Origin of the sequence: Hydrogenophaga sp., assembly GCF_051007235.1 — a bacterium.
GTDB lineage: Bacteria > Pseudomonadota > Gammaproteobacteria > Burkholderiales > Burkholderiaceae_C > Hydrogenophaga.
Genome location: NZ_JBPCSJ010000440.1, coordinates 1 through 6831, shown reverse-complemented (window position 1 = coordinate 6831; position 6831 = coordinate 1). Strand labels below are relative to the sequence as shown.

Below are 6831 nucleotides of genomic sequence, written 5' to 3'. Positions count from 1 at the left end.
GGCCATGGGCCTGTCGTACCGCCACGGCTGGGACCTGGTGCGCAGCGGCGAGACCCTGTTCAACACCACGCTGCTGCACATGGAACGTGGCAAGGGCTCCACCCTGTCGCCGCTAGCCGAGAAGCTGGTCTGGGCCGACCACCGCATCCGCGCCCGCCTGCAGCCGGTGCTCGATTCGGTGGCGTCCGAACTGCGCAGCGAGATCCAGCGCATCACCTCGTCCGACGCGCCCGACGCCTTCCGCATCCACGCCAGCCACGGTTTTTCGATCGAGAAGCTGCTGGAAGCGCTGATGGCCGACGGCCAGCCGGTGGCGCGGCGCTACGCCACCAGCACCGCCGCGGCCGCCGCGCTGCGCGACGGCCAGTGCGACGCCTGCGGGGTGCACGTGCCGACGGGCGCGCAGCAGGGTCGCATGCTGGCCCACCTGGGCCAGTGGCTGCAGGGCGATGACCTGCAGGTGATCGACATCGCCACCCGGCGCCAGGGCCTGATGGTGGCGGCCGGCAACCCCAAGAAGGTCTACGAACTGGCCGACCTCGCGCGCGACGAGGTGCGCTTCATCAACCGCCCGGCCGACGCGGGCACGCGCTTTCTGCTCGACGGCCTGCTACAGGACCAGGGCATTTCCAGCCAGCGCATCCGCGGCTACGAACAGAGCGAGGCCACCCACGCCGCGGTGGCCGCCTGTGTGGCCAGCGGCCTGGCCGATGTGGGCTTCGGCCTGGAACGGCCCGCGCGCTATTTCCAGCTCGACTTCATGCCCCTGGTGACCGAACGCTATGTGCTGGTCTGCCACCGCGCCGCGCTGGACCACCCGGTGGCCCAGGCCCTGCTGCGCCTGCTGGCCGACCCGGCGCTGCGCTCCGGCATCAACGCCCTGCCCGGCTACGACGCGCGCGCGGCCGGCAGCGTCACGCCCTGGTCACAAGCCTTTGAAGGAGCCCCCACATGAACGACCGCCCCACTTCCGACGCACCGCCCCGCTTCGCCACCCTGATGGTGGCGACCGCCAACGTGCTCAACCTGGCGCAGCCGGGCCGTTCGTTTTACGAAGGCCAGGACCCCTACAGCCAGCACGAGTTCGACCGCAAGGCCGACTGGCTGGGTGAGCGCTTCAAGGCGCTCAACGCCGACGTGCTGGTGGTGCAGGAGGTGTGGGACGAGCTGGCCCTGCGCGCGGCGGTGGCGCGCAGCGGCCTGCAGTACGGCTTTGTAGGCGTGCCGGGCGCGGAAAACGGCCCGGGGCAACACGGCGCGCAAGGCACGCCACGCGTGGGCATCGTCACCCGGCTGAAGGTCGAATCGGTTCAGTCGCTGGTCGATTTCCCCGCCGCTGCCGTGGTGCAGGTACCGGGCATCGGCGCGCACACCCGATTCGAACGCCCGCCCCTGCTGGCCACGCTGCGCATGAAGCACGGGCAAGACATTGCCGTCATCACCGCCCACCTGAAAAGCAAGCGCCCCAAGTTTCTGCAAGATGCGCAAGGCAACGCGCTGGAAGACAAAGACGACCCGGCCGTGCAGGCCGTCGCCACGCTGCGCTCGCTCATCATGCGAGCGGGCGAAGCGCTGGCGCTGCGGCTGAAGGTGGTGGAGCTGCTGCACCGCACGCGCCTGCCGCTGGTCGTGATGGGCGACCTCAACGACAGCCCGCACAGCGTGACCACCCAGCTGATCGCCGCCACCTCGCAAGTGGCTTACGACAAAGGCGCCCGCGACAGCGCGCTCTACAGCGCGTGGGACGTGCAGGGCGAAGGCGCACTGCGCCGCGACGTGGCCTTTTCCCACATCCACCAGGGCTACCCCGAGGTGCTGGACCAGGTGCTCGTGAGCGAAGAATTCGTGGCCAGCAGCCGCCGCGCCATCGGCGACGTGCGGCGCGTCGAGGTGTTCAACGACCACCTGTTCGAAGGCCGCGACCGCAGCCGCAGCGACCACGGCTTTGTGCGCGCCCTGCTGCGCTTGCGGCTCGAAGAGCCGGCCGCCTGATCAGCCCCGCACGAACAGCGTCACCAGCGGTTCGTCGCCCACCTGCCGGCTCCAGTGGCCGTGCACGGCGGGGTCGAAGGTGGCGCCCTCGGGCAGGGTGTCGGCCGAATAGAAATGATCGCCCGGGCCGAAGGTGCGCGAGCTGCCGTCCTGCAGGCCGATCTCCATCTGTCCTTGGAGCACGAACAGCCATTGCGGCGCGCCGGTGCAGTGGAACTGGCTGCGAAAACCCACCGGGCTCTCGCGCAGTTGCAGGCCGCCCGACGGCATGAGCGGCGACAGCCGCGCCGCGGGCGTGCCCTCACTCAGTTCGACGGACTCTTCGCGGAAGGCTGCACGACCGTCGGGGCCGGTGAACAGCACGACTTTCTTGAAAACGCTCATGGGTGGCTCCTGTTGCCGGCTTTGTACCAGAGGGGATGCAACGCCCATGAAAAAAGCCCGGCGCCGTGAGGCGGCCGGGCTGTGAAGACCGAGGAGACAACCGTGCGCGAAATCAGTTGGCGCGGAAACGGTTCGGGTACAGCTCGTTGAGCTTCTTGCCCGAATCGCCGTCGGCCACGATGTCACCGGTGCGGCGGGCTTCGGCCAGTTCGGCCTTCACCTGTTCGCGGGTCTTGCCCTGGGCCAGGGTGCTGGCGGCCGGGTAGCGGCCGGGGAACATCTCGCGGTAGGTGGTGCCGGTTTCGGTGTTGGCGACCAGGTCGCCGTTGCGGATCGCCTCGGCCAGCTCGGCCTTGACTTCTGCGCGGGTCTTGCCCTGGGCCACGGCGGTGGCGGCGTAGCGGTGCGGCGCCTGCTCGTTGAGCTTCTGGCCGGTTTCGCCGTCGGCCACGATGTCGCCGGTGCGGATGGCTTCGGCCAGCTCGGCCTTCACCTGGTCGCGGGTCTTGCCGGCCACCGAAGCGCTCTGGGGGTACAGGTCCGGGAACATGTCGCGGGCGGTCTGGCCGGTTTCGGCGTTGACGATGATGTCGCCGTTGCGCTGGGCTTGCAGCAGTTCGGCACGCACCTGCTCACGGGTCTTGGGGGCGGCGTCCTGGGCCAGCACCTGACCAGCGGACAGGGCGGCAACGGCGAGGGCAATGGCGGAAACAACTTGGCGGTTCATGGTGAAGTCCTTTCAGTGACGACGAACAAAAAAACAAACAAAACAGGGACACAACGCAGGGCAGGGCCATCGTGCCGACCTGGCGCCTGGGTGTCGTCTCATCGCCGTATCGCTGTTTTTCGCTGTGTTTCAGCACGGCGGCGGCAGTGGGCAGACACCCGGTGGGAGGACCGGCATCGAAGCGCTGTAGGAGGGAACTGCGCTGCGATGGGGTGAACTTTAAAATTTCTCTTTCAATAGAAAAACAGCCTGTTTGTCGTTGATATATTTCGTATTCAGCAACAATCAAAGCCAGAAGCGGAAAAACCATGGACCGACTGAACTCGATGCGCGTGTTTCTGAGGGTGGTGGACGAAGGCGGTTTCGCGGCCGCGGCGCGTGCGCTGGACATGTCGCCCGCCGTGGTCACGCGTCTGGTGGCCGACCTCGAAGACCACCTGGGCACGCGGCTGCTGCAGCGCACCACGCGCCGCCAGTCGCTCACCGACGCGGGCGAGGCCTACCTGGAACGGGTGCGCCCCTTGCTGCAGGACCTGGAAGAGGCCGACGCCCTGGTCAGCTCGCACACCCGCGAACTGGCGGGCGTGCTGCGCGTGCTCACCCCACCGGCGCTGGCCACCCACGTGGTGGCGCCGCTGGTGGCGGGCTTCCACGAGCGCTACCCCAGCGTGCAGCTGGACATCGAGGTCGACACCCAGCGCGAGCCGCAGATCGAGCAATACGACATCACCCTGCTGGGCACCAGCGCCGGCTTCGACGCCAACGTGATCGCACGCAAGATCAACGAGACCGAGGCCATCCTGGTCGCCTCGCCGCGCTACCTGGCCCGCCGGGGCGCGCCGCAGACCCCGACCGACCTGCTGCAGCACGACTGCCTGCGCACCAAACCCGAGAGCCTGCGCCAGCGCCACTGGACGCTGTTCCGCGCCGACAACGACCGCGAGCGTGTGGAGGTGGACGTGGTGCCCGCGCTCTGGTCCAACCACAACGACACGCTGATGCGCGCCGCCCTGGACGGCGCCGGCATCACGGCGACGGCGGTGGAACTGGCCGCACCGCACCTGGCCAGCGGCACCCTGGTGCGGGTGCTCAGCCCCTGGATCACCGGCCGCTTCACGCTCTACGCCGCGCTGCCCAGCCGCAAGTTCCTGCCGCAGCGCACCCGCGTGTTCCTGGACTACCTGAGCGAGCAGACCCAGGTGGGCGTGGCCAACGCGCTGGCGGCCTGCGACGCCTGCTGAGCCCAGCGAACGCCAGCGCGCTGACATCCTGTTACTCAAAAAAACCGGGGCGGCCCAACCCCATTGGGGCGAGCCATTCGTTTCAGTCGGTTCCTCACTTTCTCTGGAACCGACATGACCTCTCACCGCCCGAGCCCCCGCCTGCACCGCCTGGCCCTGACCAGCATCGCGGCCACCGCCCTGCTGAGCGCCCTGTCCGCCCAAGCCGTGGGCCGCTTGGCCGACGTGCAGGTGGTCGACCGCGACAGCGGCGAAACCCTGCAGGTCCACCGCCACCGGGGTGAACACTGGGTGGCCGGACGGCCCGGCGCGCGCTACGCGGTGTCGGTGCGCAACACCACCGGCGCGCGTGTGATGACGGTGGTCTCGGTCGACGGCGTCAACGTGATCTCGGGTGAAACCGCTGCGCTGGACCAGACGGGCTACGTGCTCTCGCCCTGGCAGCAGTACGACATCCACGGCTGGCGCAAGAGCAGCAGCGAGGTCGCGGCCTTCCACTTCACCGCAGCACCCGCCTCGTACGCCGCGCGCACCGGCCACCCGGACCATGTGGGCGTGATCGGGGTGGCGGTGTTCAGGGAAAAGGTGCAACCGGTGACAGTGCCCGAGCCCGAACAGCGGCCCGAACCGCTCCCCTACGGCCCGCACGGCCCCCACGCCAGCCGCGAACGCCTGGCGCGCAGCGAAGCCGCCGGAGCGGCCCCGGCACCCGCCGACGCCCCCGCCGCGGCGCAGGACAGCGCAGCCCGCTCCACGGCCCCGCGCCTGGGCACCGGCCACGGCGAACGCGAGGACGCCTGGGTCGGCCACACCACCTTCGAGCGCCGCAGCGCGCGCCCCGACGACCTGATCCGCATCCGCTACGACAGCCACGAGAACCTGGTCGCCATGGGCGTCATCAACCCACGCCAACAGCCACCGCGCCCGAACCCGTTCCCGGCGCCCCCGCAGCCGGGCTATGTGCCCGATCCTCAATGAGGTGGCTTTCATAATCCCCGCATGACCGGCGCGGCCAGCGAACCTTCGGACGAACACCTGATGCAAGCCTTTGCAGCCGGGGACGCGCGTGCCTTCGAAACCCTGTACGACCGCCACGCGCTGCCGGTGTGGCGCTTCGTGCGGCGCAGCCTGCCCGACGCCAGCCTGGCCGACGACCTGGTGCAAGACGTGTGGTTCACGCTGGTGCGCCACGCGCCACAGTACGAACCGCGCGCCAAGTTCCGCACCTGGCTGTTCACCCTGGCGCACCACCGCCTGGTGGACCACTGGCGCACCCACAAGCCCCACACCAGCCTGGACGCCGACACCGAAGACGGCGCCGCGCTGGCCGAGACCCTGGCCGCCGAATCGGGCTTTGGTCCCGAGCGGCGCCTGAGCTCGCGCGAACAGGCCCAGGCGCTGCTGGACGCGCTGGCCGAGCTGCCCGCGGCGCAGCGCGAAGCCTTCTTGCTGCAGGCCGAGGGCGGGCTGAGCCTGGCCGAGATCGCGCAGGCCACCGGCGTGGCGCAGGAGACCGCCAAAAGCCGCCTGCGCTACGCCCGCGCCCGCCTGCGCGAAACCCTGGAGGTGCATGCATGAGCGCCGCCAGGCCGTCCCCAAGGCGCTCAGCGCCGCAGTGCGCAGCACGGAGGATCATCCAGTGAGCGACCCAACCGACGCCCGCCCGGACGACCGACTGCTGCAGCGCTACCAGGAAGCCAACGCAATGGACAGCGCGCGGCCCGCCCCGGCGCTGCGCGAACGCGTGCTGGCCCAGGCACGCGCGCAGGCCACGCTGAACGCCCAGACGCCCGCCAGCCCCCGCGGGGCCCCCGCGGCCAACGACAGCGCCTGGACACTGCGCGCCCTGGGCAGCCTGGCGGTGCTCGGCCTGGTGGGCCTGCTGGCCCTGCAGTTCGACCGCGGCACGCCCGACGAGCGCGACGTGGCCTTTGGCACCGCACCGCGCGCACCCGTTTTTGCGCCTGCCGGCGCGCCAGCGGCTGCGCCGGCCCCAGCCGCCGCAGAAGGCACGGCTGTGGCGCCACCCGCATCCAGCACCACCGAAGCGGCACCGGTACCAGCAGCCGCCGCAGCCAAGGCCATGCCCCGCACCGAACCGGCGCCCCCCACGCCGTCGCGCACCCGCGTGGCGCCGCCCGACCAGCGCGAGAAGACCACAGAGGCCACACAGGTTGCGCAGGTCGACAGGTCGGCACCAGCCACGGCGCTCCGCCCAGCACCCGCCCCCCAGACGGCCACCGCCGACGCGGGCACAGACGCCGCTGCCCTGCCCACGGCAGGCGCAGCGCCGGCGCCGATGGCCCGCAGCGAAGCGCCAGCGCCCAGCCAGCGCATGGCGGCTGCCACCGCCCCCTCACCCGCGGCACCTGCACCCGCCGCTGCTGCGGCGCCAGCGCCGTCGCCCGCCCGGGCAGCGGCCCCCGCCACCGCACCCTCGCTGGCGGAAGCACCGCGCACCGAAGCCCCCGCCGCCGCGCGGTCGGC

7 protein-coding genes and 1 pseudogene are annotated in these 6831 nt (G+C 70.6%); 6 read left to right on the top strand and 2 right to left on the bottom strand.

All coding sequences use genetic code 11. From position 1 onward, the window contains the following. Positions 1-955 (top strand): substrate-binding domain-containing protein (locus ACR2JA_RS15730; RefSeq protein WP_434010019.1); only part of this gene is annotated, 955 nt, incomplete at its 5' end. Next, entirely contained in the window at positions 952-1992 is a 1041-nt protein-coding gene (locus tag ACR2JA_RS15725; RefSeq protein ID WP_434010018.1) for an endonuclease/exonuclease/phosphatase family protein, read from the top strand. The genes ACR2JA_RS15730 and ACR2JA_RS15725, both read left to right, overlap by 4 nt. On the opposite strand, the gene ACR2JA_RS15720 is transcribed toward ACR2JA_RS15725, so the two are convergent. Beyond that, positions 1993-2376 (bottom strand): hypothetical protein, encoded by a 384-nt coding sequence (locus ACR2JA_RS15720; protein ID WP_434010017.1) that lies wholly within the window; start codon positions 2374-2376, stop codon positions 1993-1995. Between the two features lie 112 nt (positions 2377-2488). Beyond that, positions 2489-3103 carry a DUF4148 domain-containing protein gene (locus tag ACR2JA_RS15715; protein WP_434010016.1) on the bottom strand — a complete coding sequence of 205 codons (615 nt, stop codon included), beginning with the start codon at positions 3101-3103 and terminating at the stop codon, positions 2489-2491. A 308-nt stretch (positions 3104-3411) separates the two neighbouring features. Between ACR2JA_RS15715 and ACR2JA_RS15710 the strand changes: the two genes are divergently transcribed. From ACR2JA_RS15710 to ACR2JA_RS15695, 4 genes and pseudogenes are all read left to right on the top strand, one after another. Beyond that, positions 3412-4344 (top strand): LysR family transcriptional regulator, encoded by a 933-nt coding sequence (locus ACR2JA_RS15710; protein WP_434010015.1) that lies wholly within the window; start codon positions 3412-3414, stop codon positions 4342-4344. A 114-nt stretch (positions 4345-4458) separates the two neighbouring features. Then, entirely contained in the window at positions 4459-5322 is an 864-nt protein-coding gene (locus ACR2JA_RS15705; RefSeq protein WP_434010014.1) for a hypothetical protein, read from the top strand. Between the two features lie 21 nt (positions 5323-5343). Beyond that, on the top strand, positions 5344-5922 hold the full coding sequence (locus tag ACR2JA_RS15700) for an RNA polymerase sigma factor (protein WP_434010013.1): 579 nt from the start codon (positions 5344-5346) through the stop codon (positions 5920-5922). 61 nt (positions 5923-5983) lie between these two features. Continuing rightward, positions 5984-6831, top strand: a pseudogene (locus tag ACR2JA_RS15695) (hypothetical protein); the annotation flags it as partial.